Raw genomic sequence first — 26,666 nt, forward strand, 5'->3', positions numbered from 1 at the left:
ATTGCGCGCCAGTCTAGGCGATCGAGCCGCCAGGCCAACTGGCTGCTTCATGAAAAAAGCGGGCCTGTGCCATGCGAAAATCCTCGCGGGCGATCTGCCCGCGAGGATCTCGACAAGTAAGAACACGCCCGATCAGTCGATGATCTTCACGATCCGGCGGGTGCGCGGCTCCACGATCACGCGGCGATCATTGACCACGGCATAGCGATATTCGCTGTAGCGCGGCACCGGGCGCAGCACGACGGTGTCGGGCAGCGGCTCGCCGACCACGACGCGCTCACGCACCACGACCGACGGCTCGTCGCGCGGGATCGCGGTGATCACGGCATTTGGGATTTCAAGGCCGGCACCGACTGCGGCGCCGACCGTGCCGCCGACGATCTCGCCGACCGGGCCCGCGATCTCGCCACCGGTCCGCGCACCGTTGGCGGCGCCCGCTGCAGTCGTCGACTGCGCGAAGGCCGAGCCGGACGCGAGCAGCGAGGCGGCAGCGACAAGGGAAACGGCAAAACGCTTGTTCATGGTTGTCCTCCTCCGAGTTGCAAGACGCCCCTTCAACATCGCAGGGAACGAGACGTTCCAGTTCCAGCGCGCAACTTGAGCGCAAATTTCAGTTCCGCCGCAACTCGTTTCGGTTCCCACGCTAGTGAAAGATGCCGCTCCGGATCTTGTCCGTAGCGGCATTCATCATTGGTTCAGATTCAAAGACCGGTTCAGTGCAGCCGCGCGCCTTTCACTGCGGCGGTTTCGGATCGGCTCGCCGTCGTGGCGCGCGCCGTCGTGGCGGCGGCGCAGCCGCCGGCTTGATGCGAATCCGCATCGTCCCGCCTTTCGACTCGATCTCGAACGCGTTGGTCCTGCGCACCAGCTCGCCGAGCGTGCGGAAGCCGTAGGTCCTTTGATCGAAATCCGATGCGAGATTGGCGAGCTGCCGGCCAACCTCGCCGAGCGTCACCCAGCCGTCTTCGCTGGCCATCTGGCTGATGACGTTCTTGAGGATCGGCGTGGCGGCGTCCGGCGGCTGCAGCGGCTGCGGACGCACCGCCGCATCCTTATGGCTCGTCGCGCCACCGCGCAGATTCTCGGTATAGACGAACCGGCGGCAGGCCTGCCGGAAACTCTCCGGCGTCTTCTGCTCGCCGAACCCGAACACGTCGATGCCGTGCTCGCGGATGCGGGCGGCAAGCCGGGTGAAATCGCTGTCCGACGACACCAGGCAGAAGCCGTCGAACCGGCCGCTGTGCAGCAGGTCCATGGCGTCGATCACCAGGGTGATGTCGGATGCATTCTTGCCGGTGGTGTAGGCGAATTGCTGCTGCGGGATGATGGCGTGCTTCGACAGGATGTCGGCCCAAGCCCTGGACCGCGGATTGGAGAAGTCGCCGTAGATGCGGCGCACGCTGGCTTCGCCGATCTTGGCGATCTCCTCGAACAGCCCGTCGGCGATCTTTGCGGATGCATTGTCGGCGTCGATCAGGACGGCGAGACGGGGCGAGCGGAGTTCGGACGGCATGGCGTTTCTCGGCTGGGACACGATGGATCGAGATTCCGGTCGACGGCTCCGGAACCGGCGCAGCCGTCGTATCGGAGCACATCGCGCGTCCCAAGCATAGAGTCACCGGCTGTCAGACAGCGTTTCGCCGCCGCGGCAAGCTTGGTGCCGTACGGGTCAGAGCACCTCGCCCATGTCGATCGCCCGCCTGGCGAACTCGATAGCCTTCTCGGCGGTGATCGCATCCGCCGTCGTCGTCGCCTCGTCGCGCACCGAAGGCGGCGAGGCGATCCGGATCTTCTTGCCGTTCGAGCGGCGGATGGTCGCGCGCCAGCGATCGACATCGCGGCGGTAGGCATCGATGACGAAGTCGCGATAGGCGATGCCGCTCATCAATGGCTGAATCGATGGCGTGTCCAGCGTCGGCGGCAGGCTTGCAAGCTGGCGCACCATCTCGACGATGGCCTCGACGGCATGCTCGCGTGCGACGCCGCTCGCGTCGCGGAGCAAAAAGCTCACCGCCGCACCGATCTGCGCACGCGCGCGATCCTCGCTCGCAAAATCCGAATCGACCTGAACTGACATATGGGGAAAACGCCTCCGTGCAACCAAGCGACGTGTAATCGGCCCCCCGTTAAAGCCGGATTATCCGTTAGCCCCCGATTTCTCGGATGCCGTTAACCCGGTCTTGATGGCGGTTCGGAAACTGGCCGAAGCGGCATCCATAGCCGATCGGATCACAAGGGGCCCGTGCTGCCAATCTGCTCGTGATCAGCAATTGACATATTACTGCTATCCGTGTGACATTTTATTAAAGAGCCGCAAGAGCCCGTCCAACAGCCCGCCAATGTCCACCTGGGGAGGACAGCAATGACCATTTCCGACGTCACGGCATCGGCCGGAAGCCGGGCTCCAGCCGCCGTTGCACGAACCGCGCAGGCGCAGCAGGTGGCCGATATCGCGGCACGGCTCGAACGCCTGCCGCTGACCTCCTATCAGCGCTGGATCTTCGGGATCATCGCGACCGCGTGGTTCTTCGACAGCATGGATCTCGCCGCGCTGACTTTCGTGCTCGGCTCGATCCGCCAGACCTTCGGCCTGTCGACGGCGGAGGCCGGCCTGCTGTCGAGCATGAGCTTCCTCGGCATGTTCATGGGCGCTGCGTCCGCCGGCCTGCTGGCCGACCGGTTCGGCCGCGCCCGCGTCTTCCAGGTCAGCATGATCTTCTGGGGCCTGGGCAGCCTGTTCTGCGGTCTCTCCACGACGGCGACCGCGCTCGGCGCATCCCGCCTGCTGCTCGGCTTCGGAATGGGCATGGAGTTTCCGGTCGCGCAGTCGATGGTCTCGGAAATCATGCCGGCCAGGAACCGCGGCCGCTACATCGCGTTCCTCGAAGGATTTTGGCCGCTCGGCTTCATCGCGTCGGGGCTGTTGACCTACTTCGTGCTGCAGGCCGCCGACTGGCGCTGGGTCTTCATCCTGCAGGCAATCCCGGCCGTCTTCGTGCTGGTGGTGCGACGCTATGTGCCGGAATCGCCGCGCTGGCTCGCGTCGCATGGCTATTCGGAGCGGGCCGAAGCGACCGTGCGCGACATCGAAACCAGGGTGCGCGATCGCCTCGGCAGTCACGATCTGCCGCCGGTGGTGCGGCAGCCCGCCGCTCCCGCCTCGGAAGTGACCGGCCTGAGGACGCTGTTTTCAGGCGTCTACGCCAAGCGAACCACGATGTTGTGGACGCTGTGGTTCTTCGCGCTGCTCGGCTTCTACGGCCTGACCACCTGGCTCGGCGCACTGTTGCAGGCCAAAGGATTTCCGATCACCAAATCGGTTTTCTACACCATCCTGATCTCGCTCGCGGGCATCCCCGGCTTCCTGATGTCGGCGTGGCTCGTCGAATCCTGGGGCCGAAGGGCGACGCTGGTGATGAACCTGCTCTGCGGCGCGATCGCCTGCCACTTCTACGGCTCGGCGGCGGACCAGACCCAGCTCATCATTGCCGGCCTCTGCATGCAGTTCTTCCTGTTCGGCATGTGGTCGGCGCTCTACGCCTACACGCCTGAACTGTACCCGACCCATGTCCGGGCGACCGGAACCGGCTTTGCCTCCGCGGTCGGCCGAATCGGTTCGCTGATCGGCCCCTATGTGATCGGCGTGATCCTGCCGGCGGCCGGACAGGGCGGCGTGTTCGCGCTCGGCGCCGGCGCGTTCGTGGTGGCCGCGCTTGCGGTGCTGTTGCTCGGCGAGGAAACCCGCGGCCGGACGCTGGAGAGCATTTCGCACTGATCAATGCATGACCCTTCGCGGCCCCCGATTCGCTTAGACTGATAGGCCGGCCTTGTCAGTGCCCATCGGGCGTGTGAGATATCTGCTGTACAGCAGGGATCCGATGGCAGATTCGAACAAGCGATCCAGCACGGCGCGCGCGCGCGCGACAGGGAGCCGTCAGCCGGCACGGCAATCATCCGCCGCCGGCGACAAGCCGCGCGCGTCCGCGCAGACCGCTCTCCCGCAGAGCGACGTCACCCTCACCGATCGCGCCTATGCCGAGCTGGAAGAACTGATCGTGACGCTGCAATTGCCCCCCGGCACCGCGCTCTCCGAGCTCGTGCTCGCCAAGCGGCTCGCCATCGGCCGCACCCCGATCCGCGAGGCATTGCAGCGGCTGTCGCGCGACGGCCTCGTCAACATCCTGGCCCGTCGCGGCGTGCTGGTGTCCGAGATCGACCTGCGGGCCCAGCTCCGCCTGCTCGAGGTGCGGCGCGAGCTGGAGCGGCTGATGGCGCGCGGCGCCGCCGAGCGGGCCACCGGCGAGCAGCGCGCGCAATTCTCCGAGATCGCCGCCGGCATGCGGCGCGCGGCGGAGAAATCCGACGACCTGCTGTTCATGCGGCTGGACCACCAGTTCAACACGCTGGTCTCCGCGGCGTCGCGCAACGAGTTCGCCGCCCGCGCCATGGGCCTGATGCATGGCCTGTCGCGCCGGTTCTGGTATCAGCACTATAAGGAAGCGGCCGATCTGCCGCTCGCGGCGCGCCTGCACGCCGACGTCGCCGAGGCCATCGCCGACCGCCGCATCGACGCCGCCGGCGCGGCCTCCGACAGTCTGATCAACTACATCGAGAGTTTCGCGCGTTCGACGCTGTAAGAGCTTTCAGAACTCGACGACCGTGCGGATCGACCGCCCGCGCCGCAACGCCTCGAAACCATCGTTGATGCCGTCGAGGGTGCAACGGCCGGTGATCAGCTCGTCGAGCTTGAGCCGGCCATCGAGATAGGCCTGCGCCAGCCAGGGAAAGTCGCGCCGCGGCCGCGCGCCGCCATAGCTCGAGCGGCGAAATCGCTTCTCGCCCATCAACGCGCCCCACCGGAAATTCACGTCGTGCGAGACGTCGATCTTGCCGAGCCAGATCACCTCGCCGCCGGGCCGCACCGCCTCCGCAGTCTGCCGAAACGCCTTGGGGTGGCCCGCCGCCTCGAGGATGACGTCGGCGCCCCGCCCGCCCGTCGCCTCTCTTGCGAGCCGGACCGGGTCCTCGCGCGCCGCGTTGACGATTTGCGTTGCGCCGAGCTGTCGCGCCAGTGCAAGTTTTGCATCGTCGAGGTCAACCGCGATGATCGCACCGGCGCCCGCAAGCCGTGCGCCCTGCACCGCTGCGAGCCCGACCGCGCCGCAGCCGGTGACCATCACGGTATCGCCGTGGCCGATCTCGGCGACGTTCAGCGCGGCGCCGACGCCGGTCATGACGCCGCAGCCGATCAGGCAGGCGCGGTCGAACGGGATGGCCTTGGGCACCACGATCGCCTGCTGCGCCGGCAACACGACATATTCCGAGAACGCGCCGAGGAACATCAAATGCGCCAGGCTGCTGCCGCCCTCGAGTTGTGCCTTCGACGCGCCGTCGAAATGCACGCCTTCCGCGCCCCTGGCGAGATAGGTCTCGCACAGGATCGGTTGCGCGCGATCGCACTGAAAACAGTGCCCGCAATGCGGATTCCAGGACAGGATGACGTGATCGCCGACGCTGATGTCGCGCACCGCACTGCCGACCTCCTCAACCACGCCGGCCGCCTCATGCCCGAGGATCATCGGCAAGGGATAGCGCAGCGATCCGTCGATCACCTCCAGATCGGTGTGGCAGAGCCCCGCGGCCCGCACCTTCACCACGACGTCGGTCGACGTGGGCGGTGCCAGCGAAACGCGCTCGATCGAGAGCGGCGTTCCGCTTTGATGCAGCACCGCCGCGCGACAGCTCAGGGTCATCTCGAGGGGGCCCTTTGTCGGAGAAACGAGATCAGGCCGGCTGTCCGAACCGCAGCGCGGCGACTGCCTCGTCGAGATCGGCCGAGGACAGCTCCCATTCATTGCCGAAATTGGCGACCACGCGCCGCATGAACGCCGCGTGCAGCGCCTTCGCGGCAGCGGCGTCGCGCAGATGCTCATAGAGCAGCGCAAACGCCAGTTGTGCCGGCTCGGGCCCCTCATAGCTCCATTCAAAGCCGTGCTCGGTGAGCCGGAGTTGGTCGTAATGCGGTGACAGCGGCTCGCCGTCGACCAGGACGGAGATGCCGTCGATAGTGCGGTCCCCGGTGTAGCTCGCCATTGCATCCTTCCCGTGCCGCAACATCACATCAAGATCCTGGCGAACGGACCTTGAGGTCCTTCTTCACGACCTCGGGGAAGATCCACATCGCGACCGTGGCGAACACGCCGAGGAAAGCGACCGCGTAGCTCGGTCCCTGCTGTCCAAGATAGACCATGAAGACATACCCGCAGGCCGCCGTGGCGAGGCACGCCAGCGACAGCATGAGCTTGATGTGGCTGGGCATCGCGATCTCCCTTCAGGCCATCCAGATGTGAAAAGACGGCGCCGCCACGCCGACCAGCAGCACGAGTGCTGCAAACATGGCGCAACAGGACAGCCGCAATCCCGCGCGCCCGTCGCGCCACCAGTCCGGCAGCGCCTGAAACAGTCCGGGCAGGAACAGGAACAGTACGCCGCCCACGACAACGACCGTGGTCCAGCGCAATTCGGCCAATGCGAATGCCAGCGTGCCCGCGAGCAACAGCACCCACAACACGGTCGTCATCGTCACCGGCAGAACGGCGCGGCCGCGCAGCGGATACATCCCGGCCAGTTGCAGGAAGCCGATGCAGCACACGCTCCACAGCAGACCGAACCAGGCGAGGCCTGTGAGATTGGGTTCAAGCTGCGGCATGCGGCACCGATTGCTCCTTCACCACGACCCGCGGGGTCCGCGCCGTTCGCCGCATATCGGTCTTCACATAGCGCGTGCTGTAGCCGTTGAAGATGTGGCCGAGCAGGCCGCGATCGAGATCGGAGGTACCGAACACATAGTCCATCACCGGGAAGGTCAGGTTCATGTTCCGCTCCATCATGATCGATTGGTTGTGATGGGCGGTATGGTGCCGGCGGATGGTGTTGACGAACGGCATGTTGCGCACGAAGGCGTTTTCCTCGACGTGGCAGCAGAAATGCATGAATTCGTAGATCAGGTACATCGACGTGGTCGTGGTGATCAGCAGCCAGCCGACATTCGCCGAGATCACCAGACCCGCGACGATCGCCGGCGGGATCGACATCAGGGTGAATACGACCAGCGCATAGGGCGGAAAGAAGGTGACGCGCCAGTCGTGATGATCGGCGAAGCGCATCTCCTCCTCGGTGAAGAATTGATGGTGCATCAGCGTGTGGCGGCTGTAGATCGCGCGCAGCAGCGGCACGTTCGAGGGCCGGTGCATGACGAAGCGATGCACCGCCCATTCGAAGAAGTTGGCGATCAGGAAGACCACGGGAATGGTGAGATATTCCCACCATTTCACGGCGTGCACATTGGCCAGATAGACGTACAGCGCCGTGAATCCGATCGTGTAGATCAGCACGACATGCAGCCAGCCATTGTACCAGCCCACCACGCGCTCGCGGTAGGTCGCGCGATATTTGCGCTGGCGGTCGGTCATCCCTGTTGCAGCCAACTCCATCGCCGGTCCTCCATCGCGCCTCATCTGACATATCAGTAGCACATCAGATGCGAAAGACAAGCTTCGTCGGCGGTCCGGATGCGATCGGGAACAAGCGCCTGGCGCGCGGAACCAATGAAAAGGCCGCCCCGGACGGTGTCCGGGGCGGCCTTTGGTCTCGACAGATCAGGCGATCAGAGCAGGCCCGCGCCGCGCGCCCATTTGTACTTGGCGCCGAGCACCTCGACCGGCAGTTCGGTCGAATAGGCGTAGGCGGGAATGCCGTTCTGGTAGAGATATTCGGCGGCCTCCTCGACCTCGACGTCGCCGGCGAGCGAAGCGACGATCGGCTTGACGAAGCCCTTGGCCTCCATCTCCTTCTTCACCTCGACCATGTTGCGCGCGAACACCATCGGCGGCGTCACGATGGTGTGCCAATAGCCGAGGATCAGCGCGTGGATGCGCTCATCCGACAGGCCGAGCTTCACGGTGTTGACATAGGTGATCGGCGGCTCGCCGCCGGTGATATCCACAGGATTTCCGGCCGCGCCGAACGGCGGGATGAACTTGCGGAACGCGGCATCGAGGTCCGGCGGCATCGACATCAGCGACAGGCCGTTGTCGACCACGGAGTCCGACAGCAGCACGCCGGAGCCGCCGGCGCCGGTGATGATCAGCACGTTCTCGCCCTTCGGCGTCGGCAGCACTGGCACGCCGCGGGCGAATTCCAAGAGCTGCCGGAGCGAGCGGGCGCGGATCACGCCGGACTGCTTGAACACGTCCTCGTAGATCTTGTCGTTGCCGGCCAGCGCGCCGGTGTGCGACGACGCCGCCTTCGCACCCGCAGAGGTGCGGCCCGCCTTGAGCACGACCACCGGCTTCTTCCTGGAGACGCGCTTGGCGGCTTCGGCGAAGGCGCGGCCGTCCTTCAGGTCCTCGCAGTGCTGCGCGATCAGATTGGTGTTGGGATCCTGCTCGAAGAAGGCGAGCAGATCGTCCTCGTCGATATCGGACTTGTTGCCGAGGCCGACGATCGCCGACACGCCCATCTTGGCCGAGCGCGAGAAGCCGATGATCGCCATGCCGATGCCGCCCGACTGCGACGACAGCGCGGCGTGGCCCTTGACGTCATAGGCGGTGCAGAACGTGGCGCAGAGATTGGCCGGCGTGTAGTAGAAGCCGTAGATGTTCGGCCCCATCAGGCGGATATTGTACTTCTTGCCGACCTCGACGATCTCGGCCTGCAATTCCGGCGCGCCGGCCTCGGCGAAGCCCGAGGGAATCAGCACGGCGCCGGGGATTTTCTTCTCGCCGCATTCGGCCAAGGCGCCCGCGACGAATTTCGCCGGGATCGCGAACACCGCGGTGTCGATCACGCCGGGCACGTCCTTGACGCTCTTGTAGGCCTTGTAACCGAGGATCTCTTCGGCCTTGGGGTGGATCGGGTAGATCTCGCCCTTATAGCCGCCGTTGATGAGGTTCTTCATCACGGAGTTGCCGATCTTGCCGTCCTCGGCGGAAGCGCCGATCACGGCCACGCCCTTCGGCTGCATGATGCGGTTCATCGCGGCGACGATTTCTTCGGTTGGACGCGGCGCCGGGCGTGGCTTGTAGTCGAAGTCGACGACGATGCGGACGTCGGCGGCGATCGCGTTCTTGCTGGTGGCGAACACCGGGTTGAGGTCGAGCTCGACGATCTCGGGGAAATCGCTGACCAGCTGCGACACCTTGACAATGACGTCGGCGAGCGCCTCGCGGTTGACCGGCTCGCCGCCGCGCACACCCTTCAGCATCTCATGGGCCTGAATGCCGTCGAGCATCGACAGCGCGTCGTCCTTGGTTGCGGGCGCGAGGCGGAAGGTGATGTCCTTGAGGATCTCGACCAGCACGCCGCCGAGGCCGAAGGCGACCAGCTTGCCGAACGAGCCATCGGTGATCGAGCCGACGATCACCTCGGTGCCGCCGCCCAGCATCTGCTGGACCTGGATGCCATCGATCTTGGCATCGGCCTTATATGTCTTGGCGTTGGCCAGGATGGTCTCGTAGCTCTTCTCGGCGTCAGCGGCGCTCTTGACGCCGACGACCACGCCGCCGGCCTCGGTCTTGTGGAGGATGTCCGGCGAGACGATCTTCATCACGACCGGGAAGCCCATGTCGGCGGCGATCCGCGCGGCCTCGGAGGCCGACTTGGCGACGCCCTCCTTCGGCACCGGAATGCCGTAGGCGTCGCAGACCACCTTGCCTTCGGGCGCGGTGAGGCTCGTGCGCTTGTCGGCCTTGACCGCATCGAGAATTTTGCGGACCGCATCCTTCGAATTTGACATCGGCTTCCTCCTGGGACAATTTCCTGGCATTTGGTATGCCAAAAACGCAATTGTCAAGGTCGGTCCATGCCCAAAAATGCCGAAAAATAAGCACGTCTTGACATTCTGGTATTTGGCATGCCAAAAATCTAGGGTAATTTCTTCTGCTAAGAAGACGTCTCCAAGAGGAGGAGACGAGTCGTGCCTGACCCGAAACAGACCAAGGCGTCGCCCAACATGGCTGACACAGATATCGCCATCGTCCGCATCGCGCCGGAGACGAGCTTCAAGAACAAGGCCTATGAAGCCTTGAAGGAAGCGATCCTGAAGATGGACATCTACGCGACGCCCGAGCCGGTGATGCTCGACGAGCGCGCCTTGTCCGAACGCCTCGGCGTCAGCCGCACGCCGATCCGCGAAGCGATCGCGATGCTCGAGCAGGACGGCTTCGTGAAGACCGTGCCGCGGCGCGGCATCATCGTGGTCCGTCGCACCAAGTCGGAGATCGTCGACATGATCCGCGCCTGGGCGGCGCTGGAGAGCATGGCGGCGCGCCTGATCACCACCACCGCGCGCAAGAAGGACATCTCGGCGCTGCGCGACTTCTTCAAGGACTTCAGCGACGACCGCCTGCCGCAGGATCACGTCGAGGAATATTCCAGGGCCAACATCGCCTTCCACCAGGCGCTGATCGCGCTGTCGGAATCACCCGTATTGGTCGACCTCACCAACGACCTCCTGCTGCATGTGCGCGGCTATCGCCAGCTCACGATCGGCCGCAAGGACCGCACCGCGACCTCGCTGCCCGAGCATCTCGGGATCATTGAGGCGCTGGAGGCGCGCGACACCGAACTCGCCGAGAAGCGGTCGCGCGATCACACGCTCGGCCTTGCCGCCTATGTCGAGGCGCATGGTCAGGAACTGTTCACTTAGATACTTCGAGTCCACACGCTTCTGACGACAAACAGATCGTCCGAACAAGAACGATCAGGGAGACGATGCCGATGCTGAATACCGCTACGAAATCCGAGGCACCGGGCACCGAGCAAGAGCTGACGGATGGTTTCCACCTCGTCATCGATGCGCTCAAGCTCAACGGCATCGACACCATCTATGGTGTACCGGGTATCCCGATCACGGACCTGGGCCGCATGGCCCAGGCGGCGGGCATTCGCGTGCTCTCGTTCCGCCACGAGCAGAACGCCGGCTATGCGGCCTCGATCGCCGGCTTCCTCACCAAGAAGCCCGGCGTCTGCCTTACGGTGTCCGCGCCCGGCTTCCTCAACGGCCTCACGGCGCTGGCGCATGCCACCACCAACTGCTTCCCGATGATCCTGGTCTCGGGCTCCTCCGAGCGCGAGATCGTCGATTTGCAACAGGGCGACTATGAGGAGATGGACCAGCTCGCGATCGCCAAGCCGCTGTGCAAGGCGGCGTTCCGCGTGCTGCACGCCCAGGACATCGGCATCGGGCTTGCGCGCGCCATTCGCGCCGCGGTATCGGGCCGTCCGGGCGGCGTCTATCTCGACCTGCCGGCAAAGCTGTTCTCGCAGGTGATGAATGCCGACGCCGGGAAGAAGTCGCTGGTCAAGGTGATCGACGCGGCGCCCGAGCAGATCCCCTCCCCGTCGTCGGTCAAGCGCGCGCTCGACGTGCTGAAGAGCGCCAAGCGCCCGCTCATCATCCTCGGCAAGGGCGCGGCCTATGCCCAGGCCGACGAGGCGATCAAGAGTTTCGTCGAGAAGAGCGGCGTACCGTTCCTGCCGATGAGCATGGCCAAGGGCCTGCTGCCCGACCTGCATCCGCAATGCGCCGGTGCGGCGCGCTCGACCGTACTGAAGGAAGCCGACGTCGTGATGCTGATCGGCGCCCGGCTCAACTGGCTGCTCTCGCATGGCAAGGGCAAGACCTGGGGTGAGGCCCCGAAGAAGTTCATCCAGGTCGACATCGAGCCGAAGGAAATGGATTCCAACGTCGAGATCGTGGCGCCCGTGGTCGGCGATATCGGCTCCTGCGTCTCCGCGTTCCTCGATGCGATGGGCGCGAACTGGGCCGCCGCGCCGAGCGATTGGCTCGCGACCATCGCCAAGAAGCGCGACGACAACGTCGCCAAGATGGCGCCGAAGCTGATGAGCAACGCCTCGCCGATGGATTATCACGGCGCGCTCGGCGCGCTGCGCGCCATCATCGCGGAGCGTCCGGACACCATCTTCGTCAACGAAGGCGCCAACACGCTCGACCTCGCCCGCGGCGTCGTCGACATGCACAAGCCGCGCAAGCGGCTCGATGTCGGCACCTGGGGCGTGATGGGCATCGGCATGGGCTATTCGATCGCGGCCGCGGTCGAGACCGGCCTGCCGGTGCTGGCGGTCGAAGGCGACAGCGCGTTTGGCTTCTCGGGTATGGAGGTCGAGACCATCTGCCGCTACAAGCTGCCGATCTGCGTCGTGATCTTCAACAATGACGGCATCTATCGCGGCACCGACGTCAACGGCACAAGCGACGATCCGGCGACCACCGTGTTCGTCAAGGGCTCGCGCTACGACAAGATGATGGAAGCCTTCGGCGGCGTCGGCGTCAACGCCACCTCGCCGGACGAATTGAAACGCGCGGTCAATGCGGCGCTGGATTCCGGCAAGCCGACGCTGATCAACGCGGTGATCGATCCGGCGGCGGGCTCGGAGAGCGGCCGCATCGGCAACCTCAATCCGCAGAGCGTCCTGAGCAAGAAGAAGTAAACCCCTCAACCCATCACTCCCTGCGGGTGCAGGGGCAGACCAGAGTACGGAGCAATAGATATGACCAAGGCGCTGAAGGGCGTTCGCATTCTCGATTTCACCCACGTCCAGTCGGGTCCGACCTGCACGCAATTGCTGGCCTGGTTCGGCGCCGACGTGATCAAGGTCGAGCGTCCCGGCGTCGGCGACATCACGCGCGGCCAGCTGCAGGACATCCCGAACGTGGACAGCCTGTACTTCACCATGCTGAACCACAACAAGCGCTCGATCACGCTCGACACCAAGAACCCGAAGGGCAAGGAAGTGCTGACCGCGCTGATCAAGCAGTGCGACGTGCTGGTCGAGAATTTCGGTCCCGGCGTGCTCGATCGCATGGGCTTCCCCTGGGAGAAGATCCAGGCGATCAATCCGAAGATGATCGTCGCCTCGATCAAGGGCTTCGGCCCCGGCCCGTATGAGGACTGCAAGGTCTACGAGAACGTCGCGCAGTGCACCGGCGGCGCCGCCTCGACCACCGGCTTCCGCGACGGCCTGCCGCTGGTCACCGGCGCGCAGATCGGCGACAGCGGCACCGGCTTGCACCTCGCGCTCGGCATCGTCACTGCGCTCTATCACCGCACCCATTCCGGCAAGGGCCAGCGCGTCACCGCGGCGATGCAGGACGGGGTGCTCAACCTCGCCCGCGTCAAGCTGCGCGACCAGCAGCGCCTCGCCCACGGCCCGCTCAAGGAATACAGCCAGTTCGGCGAAGGCATTCCGTTCGGCGATGCCGTGCCGCGCGCCGGCAACGATTCCGGCGGCGGCCAGCCCGGCCGCATCCTGAAGTGCAAGGGCTGGGAGACCGACCCGAACGCCTACATCTACTTCATCACCCAGGCCCCGGTCTGGGAGAAGATCTGCGACGTGATCGGCGAGCCCTCCTGGAAGACCGACCCGAACTACGCCAAGCCGCCGGCCCGCCTGCCGCGCCTCAACGAGATTTTTGCTCGCATCGAACAGTGGACGATGACAAAGACAAAATTCGAGGCGATGGAAATCCTCAACAAGGACGACATCCCCTGCGGTCCGATCCTCTCGATGAAGGAGATCGCGGAAGACCAGTCGCTGCGCGCCACCGGCACCGTGGTCGAGGTCGATCACCCGACCCGCGGCAAGTACATCTCGGTCGGCAACCCGATCAAGCTGTCGGATTCGCCGAGCGACGTTCAGCGCTCGCCGCTGCTCGGCGAGCATACCGACGAGATCCTGCGCGAGGTGCTCGGCTTCAGCGATCACCAGGTCGCCGAGATCCATGACTCCGGCGCGCTCGACCCACCGCGCAAGCAGGCTGCCGAGTAAGGCCTGCGTTCAATCAACACCATAAATGGCCGCGGGCAACCGCGGCCATTTTTCATTGGTAGCGTCCTGTTCGATTATCTCTTCGGCGCGAGCGGCTGCGGCCGGATCGGATCGTAAACGAACGAGCACTCCGTTTGCTTTCGGCGCTCAGCGTCCTTCAGATAGCAATTCTGAATGTCGATGCCGTCGCTCTCACAGAAGGCACTTCGTCTTCCGCATGTGTTTCCGGCCATGTCCTTGTCTTCAGGGCAGGCGCAGGGGCCTTTCTCTTTGTGATACTGCTGCGCAGTCATGGGTTGCGCCGCGACCAATGTCGGAACGGCGACGAAGGCTGCGAAGGCGAGAACGATCAGCGTTCGCATGACGGGCACCTCCTCCTTGGACGTTGAAGTGAAAGCCCGCATGACGCCGCCTCCTTCAAAAGAACGAAATCGTCGGCATCGCCGCACGGACGATAGAGATACTTCCCAAATCAAGCCGAGAACAGCACCAACGCGCTGACCAGCCCGGCGTAAGATACCGCAACAAAACAAAGGGTGCGGCAGCATGAATGTTCGCTCGGGTGTCCTGGAGGCGATCGGCAATACGCCCCTGATCAGGCTGCGCGGGCCATCGCAAGCCACCGGCTGCGACATCTACGGCAAGGCCGAATTCCTCAATCCGGGCGGCTCGATCAAGGATCGTGCGGCGCTGGCGATCATCGACGACGCCGAGCGGCGCGGCCAGCTGAAGCCGGGCGGCGTCATTGTCGAAGGCACCGCCGGCAATGTCGGCATCGGCATCGCGCTCGTCGCCAATGCGCGCGGCTATCGTTCGGTGATCGTGATGCCCGACACGCAGAGCCAGGAGAAGCAGGACCTGCTGCGGCTCTACGGCGCCGATCTGCGCCTGATCCCCGCGGTGCCCTATTCCGATCCTCGTCACTACGCGCGCTATTCCGGCCGTCTCGCCGCGGAGCTCGGCGCCTTCTGGGCCAACCAGTTCGACAATGTCGCCAACAGCGACGGCCATTATCGCACCACCGGTCCCGAGATCTGGCGGCAGACCGACGGCAAGATCGACGGCTTCACCTGTGCGGTCGGCAGCGGCGGCACCTTGGGCGGCGTGGCGCGCGCGCTCAAGGAGCGTAACCCCGACGTGAAGATCGCGCTCAGCGATCCCATGGGCGCCGCCCTCTACAACTGGTTCACCAGGGGCGAACTGACGACCGAGGGCGACTCGATCACCGAGGGCATCGGTCAGGTCCGCATCACCAGGAATCTCGAAGGCACGCCGATCGACATGGCCTACCGCATCACGGACCAGGAAGCGCTGCCCATCCTGTTCGACCTGATCGAGCACGAGGGATTGGTGCTGGGCGGCTCCAGCGCGATCAACATCACAGGTGCCATGCGGCTCGCGCGCGAGCTCGGCCCCGGCAAGACCATCGTCACCATCCTCGCCGACGGCGGCCAACGCTACCAATCCAAGCTCTTCAATGCGGATTTCCTGCGCAAGAAAAATCTGCCGCTGCCGCGCTGGATGAGTTGAGGCGGCCGGTTGGCGTACGGGATCGCGCTTCCGATCAACCGCCCTCGCCGCTGGTCTCTCCATCTTCCCCCCTCCGGCAAGTCCTCAGCGTCACCGAGCTCTCATAGGTCGGCACTTTTTATGATGGCCGGCCGGATGGCGGCCAGAAGGGCCGATTTGGGATACCAATCAGGCCATTTTGCTGCATTGCACAGCCGCGCATGCTGCTATGCAAACAAGTTCGTTGTATCTGGCATCTGGTATACATAGTTTGGCGGCAGATGATGAGCCGGCCCGTTGCTGGCCTCCAGCCAAAGGGGACGACAATGTCCAAGACCACTGCCATCAAGACCACCGCCATCGCGCTCGCGCCCGCCGACACCCTGCTCGGCCGCCTGCTGGCCTCGATCGACCGCCTTCTGATGAAGAGCGCGGAGATCTCCAACCGCAACGGCGACCTGCCGCGCTTCGGTCTCTAAGGCACCGGGATTCCACGCGCGCTTCGCCGGCTGGTGTTTCGGCGCAAGATGCGACCTGACATTGAACCTTCGACCAATGGCCCCGATTTTCGGGGCCATTTTTTTTGCGCGCTGAACTAGTGTTCGCGCGGCCCCGAATCTTCCGTGGCATGCGGTCTTCTGCGGCATATGCGCACGCCGCACCTGCGACAGCTTGAACCTTGGCATATCGAATACCAAGATGGCCACGCCGCGCCAAAAGCAGAATGACGATAAGCGCGCACTGGGAGGATCAATGTCGGACATGGTTCAGGCAACTGCGGCCCCCGCGGCCGCGCGTGTCAGCGACACCTATCGCTGGACGCAACTCGCCATCGGCGTCGCTGCGATGGTGATGATCGCAAACTACCAATACGGGTGGACGTTCTTCGTCCCCGACATCCAGAAGAAGTTTGGATGGGATCGCGCCTCGATCCAGTGGGCCTTTACCCTCTTCGTGCTGTTCGAGACCTGGCTGGTGCCGGTCGAGGGCTGGTTCGTCGACAAATACGGTCCGCGCCTCGTCGTGCTGATCGGCGGCATCCTGTGCGCGATCGGGTGGGCGATCAACGCGCAGGCGACCTCGCTGAACGGCTACTATCTCGGCATGATCATCGCCGGCATCGGCGCCGGCGGCGTCTACGGCACCTGCGTCGGCAACGCGCTGAAATGGTTTCCCGACAAGCGCGGCCTCGCCGCAGGCATCACCGCAGCCGGTTTCGGCGCCGGCTCCGCGCTCACGGTGGCGCCGATCCAGGCGATGATCAAGGACTCCGGCTTCCAGACCACCTTCCTGTATTTCGGTCTCGGCCAGGGCATCATCATCGTGCTGCTCGCCTTCTTCCTGCTTGCGCCGAAGGCGGGCCAGGTGCCGCAGGTGGTGCAGAACGCCAATCTGATCCAGACCCGGCGTAACTATCAGCCGACCGAAGTGCTGCGCCAGCCGATCTTCTGGCTGATGTACTTCATGTTCGTGATCGTCGGCGCCGGCGGCTTGATGGTGACGGCGAATCTGAAGCCGATCGCGGTCGACTGGAAGGTCGACAGCATCCCGGTGACGCTGATCGGCGTGACCATGACGGCGGTGACCTTCGCCGCGACCATCGACCGCGTGCTCAACGGCCTGACGCGTCCGTTCTTCGGCTGGATCTCCGACATGATCGGCCGCGAGAACACGATGTTCATCGCCTTCGGCATGGAAGGTTTCGGCATCTGGATGCTCTATCTCTGGGGTCACGATCCGATCTGGTTCGTGCTGCTCTCGGGCTTCGTGTTCTTTGCCTGGGGCGAGATCTACTCGCTGTTCCCCTCGACCTGCACCGACACGTTCGGCGCCAAATTCGCCACCACCAATGCCGGCCTGCTCTACACCGCGAAAGGCACCGCCGCGCTGCTGGTGCCGATCGCCAACTACATGCAGCAGTCGTCGGGCCATTGGGACAGCGTGTTCATCGTTGCGGCCGGCGCCAACATCCTGGCTTCGCTGCTCGCGATCGCGGTGCTCAAGCCATGGCGGAAAATCGTGGTCGCGAAATCGGCGACGGCGTAAGCAACGCACCCAGTCTTCCCTCACGAAAACGCCCGGCCAATCGCCGGGCGTTTTTCATTGTTCGGCACCCCGCCGAGAAGCTGGATCAGCCCAAAATATGCCAGTTTTGCTGCGTCGCAGCAGAAGATCAGCTTGCTTTCTGGAATATAGTATACCAACCTCGCCCGAGCGCTTGCGACGATACGCCACAAGAATTGCGACACTGGGTCTCACGAAGACCGGGCGCGCTCGGGAGGACTTGATGGTTTCCAGCAATACGGCCGCAACACAAGCTCAACCTTCGTCCAGCGGCTTCCGCTGGCTGCAACTCGTCATGGGCATCGTCTGCATGGCGATGATCGCGAACCTGCAATATGGCTGGACGCTGTTCGTCGATCCGATCGACGGCGCACACCATTGGGGCCGCGCGGCGATCCAGTTCGCCTTCACGATCTTCGTCGTGACCGAGACCTGGCTGGTGCCGGTCGAGGCCTGGTTCGTCGACAAATACGGTCCGCGGATCGTCATCATGTTCGGCGGCATCATGATCGCGCTGGCCTGGGTGCTGAACTCCTATGCGGACTCGCTGACCCTGCTCTACGCTGCGGCCGTGGTCGGCGGCATCGGCGCGGGCGCGGTGTATGGCACCTGCGTCGGCAATGCGCTGAAGTGGTTTCCCGATCGCCGCGGCCTCGCCGCCGGCGCGACCGCGGCCGGCTTCGGCGCGGGTGCGGCGATCACCGTCGTGCCGATCGCCAACATGATCGCCGCGAGCGGCTATCGGACCGCGTTCTTCGATTTCGGCATCGGCCAAGGCCTGATCGTCTTCATCCTCGCCTTCTTCATCCAGAAGCCCTCGGTCATGATCCCGCCGAAGAAGAAGCAGCTCAATCTGCCGCAGACCAAGATCGACTTCACGCCGCCGCAGGTGCTGCGCAGCCCGATCTTCTGGGTGATGTACCTGGTGTTCGTGATGGTCGCCTCCGGTGGCCTGATGGCGGCGGCGCAGATCGCGCCGATCGCGCACGACTACAAGATCGCCACGACGCCGGTCTCGCTCGCCGGCTTCCAGATGGCCGCGCTGACCTTTGCGATCTCGCTCGACCGCATCTTCGACGGGTTCGGACGGCCGTTCTTCGGCTGGGTCTCCGACAATATCGGCCGCGAGCACACCATGTTCATCGCGTTCGGCACCGGCGCGCTGATGCTGCTGACGCTGTCGACCTGGGGCCACAATCCGCTGGTGTTCGTGCTGGCGACCGCGGTCTATTTCGGCGTGTTCGGCGAGATCTACTCGCTGTTCCCGGCGACCTCCGGCGACACCTTCGGCGCGAAGTTCGCGACCACCAACAACGGTATGCTCTACACCGCGAAGGGCACCGCCGCGCTGCTGGTGCCGGCCGCCAGTATCGTTGCCGCCAGCTATGGCTGGCAGGCGGTGTTCGTGATCGCGGTCGCGCTCAACGCCACCGCGGCGTTGATGGCGCTGTTCGTGATCAAGCCGATGCGCCGCGCCTTCATCCACGGCAACGAAGCGGCCGCCGCGACCGAGACCGCGCCGGGCGCCAAAACCGCCTGACAAGACCGCCTGATCTCGCGATCGCCTGCCGGACGGATCGAGGCGCACCCCGGTGCGCCTCTTTCGTTTGGCATCGTCAGGGATACCAGATACCAGATGGCCGAGGTCGCGATGATCGCTCGCCGGCTCATGACCGCCCACAATCATCCGACATGTCAGCAAATCTGCCTATTTAAGCTGCTTCCCGGTGGTAGATTGCTGCAATCCGCCCGTTGACAATTGGCATTATGTATACCAGACTAGGTCACCGATATCCCAAGGAGGTTGCCATGCAAGTCGGAGATATCCTGCGCAAGAAGACCCCCCGCGTCGCTACGGTCCGTATGAACGAGACGGTCGCGATCGCCGCGCAGCTGATGCGTGCCAGCAATATCAGCGCGCTCGTGGTCAAGGATGTCGTCCGCACCGAAGGCAACACCTGCGCCGGCATGTTCACCGAGCGCGACGTGGTGCGCGCGATCGCCGCGCACGGTGCGGCCGGCGCCAACATGAAGGTGTCGCAGTTCGTCTCGGTGCAGCAGCTGGTGTCGTGCAATTCGAGCGACACGCTCGAGCACATCCGTCATCTCATGACCAAGCACCACATCCGCCACGTGCCCGTGATCGACAATTACAGCCTGATCGGCGTCGTCAGCATGCGCGACATCTCGGCTGCGTTCGACGAGGAAGCGACGGCTGCGATGGCACGCACCGTGACGGCCTATCAAACATCCGAGCAGGCCCAGCCGACCCAATAGCCGTCTCGATCTCGTCGCTCTCAGCCAGGCGCTGCGTGGTCGATCACCGGCGCCTGAGCGGATCGGATCATCGAAGCCTTCTGCCCCGCCCTCGCGCGGACCACCGCGCGCCCCTTCATTTCCGCATGGGCGCGCCACGGCTGGCCGGTGGACATTTGCCGGACAGGACTGCATCCTTCCCTCGACATCCAAAAACAGCACCGTGCGCGGCCGTCCGCGTCGCGGAAAATTCTGATGGAAACGAGGGCAGAATGATCAAGACACGCTTCACCGAAATGTTCGGCGTCGACCACCCGATCGTGCAGGGCGGCATGCAATGGGTCGGGCGCGCGGAACTGGTCGCCGCCGTCGCCAATGCCGGCGCGCTCGGCATGATCACCGCGCTGACGCAGCCGACGCCGGACGATCTACGCAAGGAGATCGTGCGCTGCCGTGAGCTGACCGACAAGCCGTTCGGCGTCAACCTCACCATCCTGCCCGCGATCAAGCCGCCGCCCTACGCCGAATATCGCCAGGCCATCATCGAGAGCGGCATCAAGATCGTCGAGACCGCCGGCAACAAGCCGCAGGAACATGTCGACGAGTTCAAGAAGCACGGCATCAAGGTGCTGCACAAATGCACCAGCGTGCGCCACGCGCTGTCCGCCGAGCGGATGGGGGCCGACGCGATCTCGATCGACGGCTTCGAATGCGCCGGCCATCCCGGCGAGGACGACACGCCCGGCCTGATCCTGATCCCCGCCGCGGCCGACAAGGTGAAGATCCCGATGATCGCCTCCGGCGGCTTCGGCGATGCCCGCGGCCTCGTCGCCGCGCTGGCGCTCGGCGCCGAGGGCATCAACATGGGCACGCGCTTCATGTGCACCCGGGAAAGCCCGATCCATCAGCTCGTCAAGGAACGCATCGTTGCCAATGACGAGCGCGAGACCGAGCTGATCTTCCGCACCATGCGCAACACCTCGCGCGTCGCCAAGAACGCGATCTCGACCAAGGTGGTGCAGATGGAGAAGGAAGGCGCCAAGTTCGAGGACGTCCGCGAACTGGTCGCCGGCGCCCGCGGCAAGATGGTCTACGCGACCGGCGATGCCGACGAAGGCATCTGGTCGGCCGGCCAGGTGCAGGGCCTGATCCACGACATCCCGACCTGCGCCGAGCTCGTCTCGCGCATCGTCCACGAGGCGGAAGCGATCATCCGCGAACGGCTCGAGGCGATGATGTCCGGGGCCAAGCGCCAGGCCGCGGAGTAAGCGGGCGGGAGCAAAGGCCGTTATCCGTCACCCTGAGGTGCTCGCGAAGCGAGCCTCGAAGGGCGACGGCCACCAGCCGGGCCGTTCATCCTTCGAGACGCGCTTCGCGCTCCTCAGGATGACGGGGTGAATCGATCAGTTCAGCTCGCATCAGACGACACAACGAGAACAAGCCCGAGAACAAGCCTATGAAAGCCTATGTCTACGGAGCCAACGGCCCTCAAATCACCGACGTCGCCAAGCCCGTGCCGAAAGGCACGCAGGTACTGGTCAAGGTGCACGCCTGCGGGCTGAACCGCGCCGATCTCGGCATGACCAAGGGCCACGCCCACGGCGCGGCCGGCGGCGTCGGCACCGTGCTCGGCATGGAATGGGCCGGCGAGGTCGCCGAGCTCGGCCCCGATGCCAGGGGCGTCAAGGTCGGCGACAAGATCATGGGCTCCGGCGGCGCAGCGTTCGCCGAATACACGCTGGCCGATCACGGCCGGCTTTTCCGGGCGCCGTCGAACATGAACTTCGACGAAGCCGCCACGCTTCCCGTCGCACTCGCCACCATGCATAACGCCGTCATCACCAATGGCGCGTTGCAGCCGGGCCAGACCGTGCTGATCCAGGGCGCGAGTTCCGGGGTCGGCCTGATGGCGATGCAGATCGCGAAACTGAAGGGCGCCAAGCTCGTGGTGGGATCGTCGACCGATCCGATGCGGCGCGGCCGCTTGACGGAATTCGGCGCCGATCTCGCGGTGGACTCGAAGGATCCCGGCTGGGTCGATCAGGTGTTGCAGGCAACCGCGGGCGAAGGCGTCGACCTGATCGTCGATCAGGTCTCGGGGCCGGTCGCCAACCAGAATCTGAAGGCGACCAAGGTCAAGGGCCGCATCGTCAATGTCGGCCGGCTCGGCGGCACCCATGGCGACTTCAACTTCGACCTGCACGCGGCGCGCCGCATCCAGTATATCGGCGTCACCTTCCGCACCCGCACGATCGAAGAGATCCGCGCGATCTTCGACGAGGTGCGCAAGGACATCTGGCCGGCGGTCGAAGCGCGCAAGCTGCAGCTGCCGATCGACCAGGTCTACAAATTCGCCGATATCGGCAAGGCCTTCGAGCACATGGAAGCCAACAAGCACCTCGGCAAGATCGTGGTGACGCTGTAGGCGCGTAGGGCGGATCAGCGCAGCGCAATCCGCCATCCCACCTTCGACGCAACGGCGGGTTACGCCTCCGGCTAATCTTACTGCGTCATAATTCTGCCTCCGCCGTCATTGCGAGGAGCGATAGCGACGAAGCAATCCATCCAACCGCGTTTGCGGGCCGATGGATTGCTTCGCTTCGCTCGCAATGACGGCTGGATTCGTTCACGGCCTCTCAGGATCGGCTGAAAGAGCGTGTGACGCAGTAGTACTAACCCGGCCTACGCGCGCTGTGGGAGTTCGGGTGGTGGAAGTGAAGCGCACCTCATTGGTTGTCCTGCTCGCGGGCGCGGTGGGCTTCGCGCTTGGAGCAGCCCTATTTGGCTTCGCTGCCCTGTCGATCGGGATCTCCTGTCTCGGTCATGTACAGGGAGGCATTCACAGTGACTGGACCGCTGTCGTGCTCCTCGGCGCCTTCGCGTGCTTTGGTCTGGGCGGAGTTGCAGGGAGCAAAGCAACCGTCCGCCTCGCCAAATACTGGCACAGCTAGCCGACCGGTCCGGGGCTCCAATAGTCCCCCGCAAGCGGGCTGACTTTTACGTCGCGAATGACTCCGATCTCCAGACTCGGATCGAAATAGCGCATCGTCCGCTCATTGAGGTCGATGATGCGGCCGGGCCTGAGCGGCCCCACATCGTTGATCTTGACGATGACCTTCTTGCCGACAGCCTCGACCAGGGCATATTTCGGCCTGGCGCCGAATTGGACGCCACCGAACTTCCGGCGCAGGCTTGTCTTGATGGCCGCCGCCCAGACCGTGCGATCGTAGCGCTCGCCGGAGGCTGTGCTCGGACCGCCCTCTTCCTTGCCGGGCTTGAACGGATTGTACATGGACGCTGCGCCAACGATCGCATCTCCACAGGCAGCATTGACGACGTCGCTTGAATGAACGGTACCGATTTCACTTCCAGTAGCGGGGCCAAAAATGGCGAGCGCAACCACGGCGCCGCAGACTGCGGCGCTCGAGCCGAACAGCATCATAACTCCTTGACTGATTTTTTCGATCGTTTGGTTCCCGACTCCGCAAGACAAGGTCGAACGAACGTGGAGGCGTTCACTCGGACCGGTACTTTTGCGGACTCGCGCCAATTCTGGCGACGGAACCAATGTGGGAACCGCAGCGGTCCCACACAGTGTTTTTGGTTATTGCGCCCGACTAAGCCAGAGAATGCGTCAGCAACATGACTGAACCGAACTTCTTCGACGGCGCGTCAACGGTGTGTCGACGTCACATTCCGCACCCTGCTTTTGACGGGGCATGCGACCACTGCGCTGATGGGGATAACCGAAAGTGACACCGCGCCGAATTCTCAATCGAGGCGCTGCTGCCGGATCAGAATCGATCATCATCGCATCGACGATTACCAATCGTCGTAGAGCCATTCCCTCGGCATTCGCGGCGGCGCTCTCGCGTAAGGCGGCTCATATGTCCGCTGCGGCTTGCGCGCAGTTGGAGCCGGCGGCGTCGGAGGCGCCGACGTCTTCGGCTCGGAAACCTTCGCGAGCGCCCGTTTCAATTCTTCCTGGCTTGCCTTGAGTTCCTCGATGGCTTTTGAGCTCTCGCGGGCCGTTTGCTGCTGGTCCGCCTTGAGCTGTTCGATGTTCCGCTGCATGTTCGCGAGATCGCGCGCAATGGTTTGCAGCAGCTCAGCTTGATCGGGAAGCGCGGGAGGAGCTGGCGGCGCGCTGTCCTGCGTTGCTTTCGGCGTTGCGGTCGAAGGCGCAGGCGTCGGTTGCGGTGGCGGGGCGTCCGCCGCGGCAACTCGAACCGCAGATGGAGCGGGCTGCGCGGGAAGCGGCGGATCGTCCGGCGGCAGTGACGGAGCTGACGCGAGCTGCGGCACCCAGCGGGCGACAGCCAGCTTGGCCCGCGCACCATACGACGACTGCGAAGCCAGGACAGCGACAACGACACACCCCGCCATCGACAAGGCGGCAAGGGCCCGGAAAGCCGGCCTTCCCGAAGATGGTTGCGGGCCGGGCCCGGCCGATGCAGGAGCGGGGGCAGGAGCAGGCGCAGGTCCAACCGAGGGCGGCTCAGCTTCAGCCGGCGGCGGGGATGCAGCGTCGCGCTCCATCCTTGCGAGCTGCTCGCTCAAACGCGTGAGCTCTTCATCAGCGCGGGCGATCTGCTTGTGGGCTTCCGCAAGTCGCTCATCGGCGCTCGCGATCGGGCCCTCACCAGGCTCACCTGCATTCGGCGTGGGCGTGGAGTTCATTGGCGTGTCCCTCTTCCGTCCAATGTCATCCAAGACTGTGTCCTCTCGGCATCCGTCAGGGTCGATCAGCGACCAGCCTCCGGTTCAATCTTGTCAAAGCCATGGTCATGATAGCGCGCCTGCCGTCTCGCGATAAGCAGGATCGTCCAGTTGCGGTGACGATGACTGTTGCCCATTCGACACGACGGGCAACTCAGCAAAATCCGTCAACCCCTCGCTGCAAAAATATTTCGCTTTATCCGAATCGAAGCTTGATGTATGAACTCCCCGTCTCATCCGATCGAGGGGCGCTTCGCGATCGTCACGGGTGTTGCGATGAGATGCGGTGGCCGCCGCGTGTGTGACTGACGAGCATGCATGAGGCGGACGGTGAAGTCGTGTGGTCCTGACGCCCCAGTGGCAGGTGTCTCCCCGCAAGGCGCTTAGGCGCTCTTGCGGAGACGGTGACAAGCAAGCCCGGTCTCGCCGGGGAGAGCACGAAGTAAGCCGTAAACCCATCGCGCAGGGAATGCCGGAGTGTCTCCCGCTGAACCTGTATGCTCGTGTGCGTTTTTGTTTCCACTTTTGCACACGGGACCGCGGGTGCAGCGCGCACCCGGCATTCCCTGCGCCCTCTTCCGAGGGCGAACGAATTTGCAAAGCTCGGGCGAAACGCGCCGCGAGAACGACGCTCGATGCCTGGATGAACTTGATGAGGTTGGTGAAGTTGAGCAACGCATGCCCTGGATTCGGAACAGTTCGCAACAACTCTCTCTCGATATTCGCTCTTGCAAGTGAGTTGCGATTGCGCATGACGCGTGACTGACGACACTTGATGTTCACAGATGGCCTGCTAAACCGCCGCCCATGAGCTCTTCCGACACCAGCGCAGCCTCCACCAAGACCTCCGTCGCGGCGATCTCGATCCTCGCCAGTGGCACCATGGCGTTGGCAAAATTCGTCGTCGGCATCGCGATCGGATCGCTGGCGCTGATCTCGGAGGCGCTGCACTCGTCGATCGACCTGGTCGCGACCATCATCACCTGGGCGGTGGTGCGGGTGTCGGACCAGCCGGCCGATGCCGAGCATCATTACGGCCACGGCAAGTTCGAGAGCGTCTCGGCACTCTTCATCATCGCCCTGCTCTATGTGCTGGCCGGCGGCATCCTGGTCCAGGCCTACAGCCATCTCCGCGAAGGCGCGCCGCCGCCGTCGATCTCGGCCATTCCGTTCGTCGTCCTGCTGCTCGATATCGGCGTCAATCTGTGGCGCGCCCGCGCGCTGCATCGCGCCGCGCGCGACACCAAGAGCCAGGCGCTGGCCGCCGACGCGCTGCATTTCGCCTCCGACGTGATGGGCTCGCTGGCCGTCATCGTCGGCCTCGTGCTGGCCGGCCTCGGGTTCTGGTGGGGCGACGCCGCGGCGGCGATCGCGGTCGCCGTGATGATCGCCCTGCTCGGCCTGCGCATGGCGCGGGAGACGGTCGAGACCCTGCTCGACCGCGCGCCGGAAGGCGCGCTGGAAAAGGCCACCGCCGCCATCAAGGCCGTGCCGGGCGTGGTCGACGTCGAGCGCCTGAGGGTCCGCATGGTCGGCGCGACGCACTTCATCGACGCCATCGCCACCGTGCCGCGCACCTACCCGATCGACCGCGTCGAGGACATCAAGTGCCGGGCGCAGGAGGCTGTCAGCAAGACCTTCGGCGATGCCGACCTCACCTTCACCGCGGTGCCTGTGGCGCGCGACAATGAGAGCGTGCGCGAGCGCATCATGGTGATCGCGCGCAACTCCGGCCTCGCCATCCATCATGTTACCGTTCACGACATCGGCGGCAAGCTGATCGTCAGCATCGATCTCGAGGTCGACAGCGGCATGGCGCTCGATGCCGCGCACGACATCGCTCACGAGCTCGAGCGTGCGATCCGCGAGGATTTTGGCGAGGACGTCGAGGTCGACACCCATATCGAGCCGCTCGAGCCGGAACTGCCGTGGGGAACCGACGCCGCACCCGAGCGTATCGAAACCATCAAGGCGGCGCTGACCGGATTTGCCGATGGCGGCGCGATCCACGACATCCATAATGTGCGGGTGCGCAACACCGATGCCGGCGAGATCGTCAACTTCCATTGCCGCGCCGCGCCCACGATGAGTGTGATCAAGGTGCACGAAGGCGTCGACGAAATCGAACGCAAGATGCGCCGCGCGTTCCCCACCGTGAAGCGTGTGATCAGTCACGCAGAACCCGAGCGCGCGTAATTCTACGGAGCCGTTCTCCTTTCGGACTCACTTTGCGCATCCCGATTCTGTTTTTGACAAGAATTATTTCG

General features: G+C 64.3%; 27 protein-coding genes. 14 read left to right on the forward strand and 13 right to left on the reverse strand.

The window, feature by feature from the left end; genetic code table 11:
- Positions 1–132: 132 nt before the first annotated feature.
- The 3 genes from ACVINW_RS36065 to ACVINW_RS36075 all read right to left on the reverse strand — a co-directional run bounded on the left by ACVINW_RS36065 (position 133) and on the right by ACVINW_RS36075 (position 2,077).
- Positions 133–522, reverse strand: coding sequence for a DUF1236 domain-containing protein (locus tag ACVINW_RS36065; protein ID WP_456755686.1), 390 nt, complete (start codon positions 520–522; stop codon positions 133–135).
- A 211-nt stretch (positions 523–733) separates the two neighbouring features.
- Complete coding sequence (locus ACVINW_RS36070; protein ID WP_456755687.1) at positions 734–1,513, reverse strand: NYN domain-containing protein; 780 nt, start codon at positions 1,511–1,513, stop codon at positions 734–736.
- A gap of 156 nt (positions 1,514–1,669) precedes the next feature.
- Entirely contained in the window at positions 1,670–2,077 is a 408-nt protein-coding gene (locus tag ACVINW_RS36075; protein ID WP_456755688.1) for a hypothetical protein, read from the reverse strand.
- A 285-nt stretch (positions 2,078–2,362) separates the two neighbouring features.
- Between ACVINW_RS36075 and ACVINW_RS36080 the strand changes: the two genes are divergently transcribed.
- Together ACVINW_RS36080 and ACVINW_RS36085 are read left to right on the forward strand one after the other, a co-directional pair.
- Entirely contained in the window at positions 2,363–3,775 is a 1,413-nt protein-coding gene (locus ACVINW_RS36080) for an MFS transporter (RefSeq protein ID WP_456755689.1), read from the forward strand.
- Between the two features lie 103 nt (positions 3,776–3,878).
- On the forward strand, positions 3,879–4,637 hold the full coding sequence (locus ACVINW_RS36085) for a GntR family transcriptional regulator (protein ID WP_456755690.1): 759 nt from the start codon (positions 3,879–3,881) through the stop codon (positions 4,635–4,637).
- A gap of 6 nt (positions 4,638–4,643) precedes the next feature.
- Here ACVINW_RS36085 and ACVINW_RS36090 read toward each other — a convergent pair whose 3' ends face one another.
- From ACVINW_RS36090 to ACVINW_RS36115, 6 genes are all read right to left on the reverse strand, one after another.
- Positions 4,644–5,753, reverse strand: coding sequence for a Zn-dependent alcohol dehydrogenase (locus tag ACVINW_RS36090; RefSeq protein ID WP_456755691.1), 1,110 nt, complete (start codon positions 5,751–5,753; stop codon positions 4,644–4,646).
- Between the two features lie 31 nt (positions 5,754–5,784).
- Positions 5,785–6,093: a DUF6166 domain-containing protein gene (locus ACVINW_RS36095; protein ID WP_456755692.1), complete on the reverse strand. Its 309-nt coding sequence runs from the start codon at positions 6,091–6,093 to the stop codon at positions 5,785–5,787.
- Positions 6,094–6,121: 28 nt separating this feature from the next.
- Positions 6,122–6,319 carry a hypothetical protein gene (locus tag ACVINW_RS36100; RefSeq protein ID WP_456731904.1) on the reverse strand — a complete coding sequence of 66 codons (198 nt, stop codon included), beginning with the start codon at positions 6,317–6,319 and terminating at the stop codon, positions 6,122–6,124.
- 12 nt (positions 6,320–6,331) lie between these two features.
- Positions 6,332–6,709, reverse strand: coding sequence for a hypothetical protein (locus ACVINW_RS36105; protein WP_456755693.1), 378 nt, complete (start codon positions 6,707–6,709; stop codon positions 6,332–6,334).
- Positions 6,696–7,493: a sterol desaturase family protein gene (locus tag ACVINW_RS36110; RefSeq protein WP_456755694.1), complete on the reverse strand. Its 798-nt coding sequence runs from the start codon at positions 7,491–7,493 to the stop codon at positions 6,696–6,698. The genes ACVINW_RS36105 and ACVINW_RS36110 overlap by 14 nt, the downstream gene beginning before the upstream one ends.
- A 173-nt stretch (positions 7,494–7,666) precedes the next feature.
- Positions 7,667–9,796 (reverse strand): acetate--CoA ligase family protein, encoded by a 2,130-nt coding sequence (locus tag ACVINW_RS36115; protein ID WP_456755695.1) that lies wholly within the window; start codon positions 9,794–9,796, stop codon positions 7,667–7,669.
- Between the two features lie 216 nt (positions 9,797–10,012).
- Here ACVINW_RS36115 and ACVINW_RS36120 point away from each other — a divergent pair, with 216 nt between their 5' ends.
- From ACVINW_RS36120 to frc, 3 genes are all read left to right on the forward strand, one after another.
- Positions 10,013–10,708 carry a GntR family transcriptional regulator gene (locus ACVINW_RS36120; protein WP_456756578.1) on the forward strand — a complete coding sequence of 232 codons (696 nt, stop codon included), beginning with the start codon at positions 10,013–10,015 and terminating at the stop codon, positions 10,706–10,708.
- A 71-nt stretch (positions 10,709–10,779) separates the two neighbouring features.
- Positions 10,780–12,513, forward strand: coding sequence for an oxalyl-CoA decarboxylase (oxc, locus tag ACVINW_RS36125; RefSeq protein ID WP_456755696.1), 1,734 nt, complete (start codon positions 10,780–10,782; stop codon positions 12,511–12,513).
- A gap of 60 nt (positions 12,514–12,573) precedes the next feature.
- A complete protein-coding gene (frc, locus tag ACVINW_RS36130) occupies positions 12,574–13,851 on the forward strand; it encodes a formyl-CoA transferase (RefSeq protein WP_456755697.1) in 1,278 nt (425 codons plus the stop codon).
- A 74-nt stretch (positions 13,852–13,925) separates the two neighbouring features.
- Here the strand turns inward: frc and ACVINW_RS36135 are convergent, their stop codons facing one another.
- Positions 13,926–14,213 carry a hypothetical protein gene (locus ACVINW_RS36135; protein ID WP_456755698.1) on the reverse strand — a complete coding sequence of 96 codons (288 nt, stop codon included), beginning with the start codon at positions 14,211–14,213 and terminating at the stop codon, positions 13,926–13,928.
- Between the two features lie 184 nt (positions 14,214–14,397).
- Here ACVINW_RS36135 and ACVINW_RS36140 point away from each other — a divergent pair, with 184 nt between their 5' ends.
- The 3 genes from ACVINW_RS36140 (at position 14,398) to oxlT (ACVINW_RS36150) (ending at position 17,406) form a co-directional block, all read left to right on the forward strand.
- A complete protein-coding gene (locus ACVINW_RS36140; RefSeq protein WP_456755699.1) occupies positions 14,398–15,381 on the forward strand; it encodes a cysteine synthase A in 984 nt (327 codons plus the stop codon).
- 305 nt (positions 15,382–15,686) lie between these two features.
- A complete protein-coding gene (locus ACVINW_RS36145) occupies positions 15,687–15,839 on the forward strand; it encodes a hypothetical protein (RefSeq protein WP_456755700.1) in 153 nt (50 codons plus the stop codon).
- 274 nt (positions 15,840–16,113) lie between these two features.
- Entirely contained in the window at positions 16,114–17,406 is a 1,293-nt protein-coding gene (gene oxlT, locus ACVINW_RS36150; RefSeq protein WP_456755701.1) for an oxalate/formate MFS antiporter, read from the forward strand.
- Between the two features lie 20 nt (positions 17,407–17,426).
- On the opposite strand, the gene ACVINW_RS36155 is transcribed toward oxlT (ACVINW_RS36150), so the two are convergent.
- Entirely contained in the window at positions 17,427–17,609 is a 183-nt protein-coding gene (locus ACVINW_RS36155) for a hypothetical protein (protein ID WP_456755702.1), read from the reverse strand.
- A 38-nt stretch (positions 17,610–17,647) separates the two neighbouring features.
- Between ACVINW_RS36155 and oxlT (ACVINW_RS36160) the strand changes: the two genes are divergently transcribed.
- The 5 genes from oxlT (ACVINW_RS36160) to ACVINW_RS36180 all read left to right on the forward strand — a co-directional run bounded on the left by oxlT (ACVINW_RS36160) (position 17,648) and on the right by ACVINW_RS36180 (position 22,631).
- On the forward strand, positions 17,648–18,964 hold the full coding sequence (gene oxlT / locus ACVINW_RS36160) for an oxalate/formate MFS antiporter (protein WP_456755703.1): 1,317 nt from the start codon (positions 17,648–17,650) through the stop codon (positions 18,962–18,964).
- Positions 18,965–19,233: 269 nt separating this feature from the next.
- Positions 19,234–19,701: a CBS domain-containing protein gene (locus ACVINW_RS36165; RefSeq protein WP_456755704.1), complete on the forward strand. Its 468-nt coding sequence runs from the start codon at positions 19,234–19,236 to the stop codon at positions 19,699–19,701.
- 251 nt (positions 19,702–19,952) lie between these two features.
- Positions 19,953–20,948, forward strand: coding sequence for an NAD(P)H-dependent flavin oxidoreductase (locus ACVINW_RS36170; RefSeq protein WP_456755705.1), 996 nt, complete (start codon positions 19,953–19,955; stop codon positions 20,946–20,948).
- A gap of 188 nt (positions 20,949–21,136) precedes the next feature.
- Positions 21,137–22,105 (forward strand): zinc-binding dehydrogenase, encoded by a 969-nt coding sequence (locus tag ACVINW_RS36175; protein WP_456755706.1) that lies wholly within the window; start codon positions 21,137–21,139, stop codon positions 22,103–22,105.
- Positions 22,106–22,388: 283 nt separating this feature from the next.
- Positions 22,389–22,631, forward strand: a complete 243-nt coding sequence (locus ACVINW_RS36180; RefSeq protein ID WP_456755707.1) for a hypothetical protein — start codon at positions 22,389–22,391, stop codon at positions 22,629–22,631.
- On the opposite strand, the gene ACVINW_RS36185 is transcribed toward ACVINW_RS36180, so the two are convergent.
- Both ACVINW_RS36185 and ACVINW_RS36190 read right to left on the reverse strand, forming a co-directional pair.
- Entirely contained in the window at positions 22,628–23,122 is a 495-nt protein-coding gene (locus tag ACVINW_RS36185; RefSeq protein ID WP_456755708.1) for an RlpA-like double-psi beta-barrel domain-containing protein, read from the reverse strand. The genes ACVINW_RS36180 and ACVINW_RS36185 overlap by 4 nt on opposite strands.
- A gap of 380 nt (positions 23,123–23,502) precedes the next feature.
- Complete coding sequence (locus ACVINW_RS36190; protein ID WP_456755709.1) at positions 23,503–23,754, reverse strand: hypothetical protein; 252 nt, start codon at positions 23,752–23,754, stop codon at positions 23,503–23,505.
- Positions 23,755–25,206: 1,452 nt separating this feature from the next.
- On the opposite strand from ACVINW_RS36190, the gene ACVINW_RS36195 reads away from it, so the two are divergent.
- Complete coding sequence (locus ACVINW_RS36195; RefSeq protein ID WP_456755710.1) at positions 25,207–26,595, forward strand: cation diffusion facilitator family transporter; 1,389 nt, start codon at positions 25,207–25,209, stop codon at positions 26,593–26,595.
- Positions 26,596–26,666: the final 71 nt, after the last annotated feature.

This window comes from Bradyrhizobium sp. USDA 4461 (assembly GCF_054055655.1).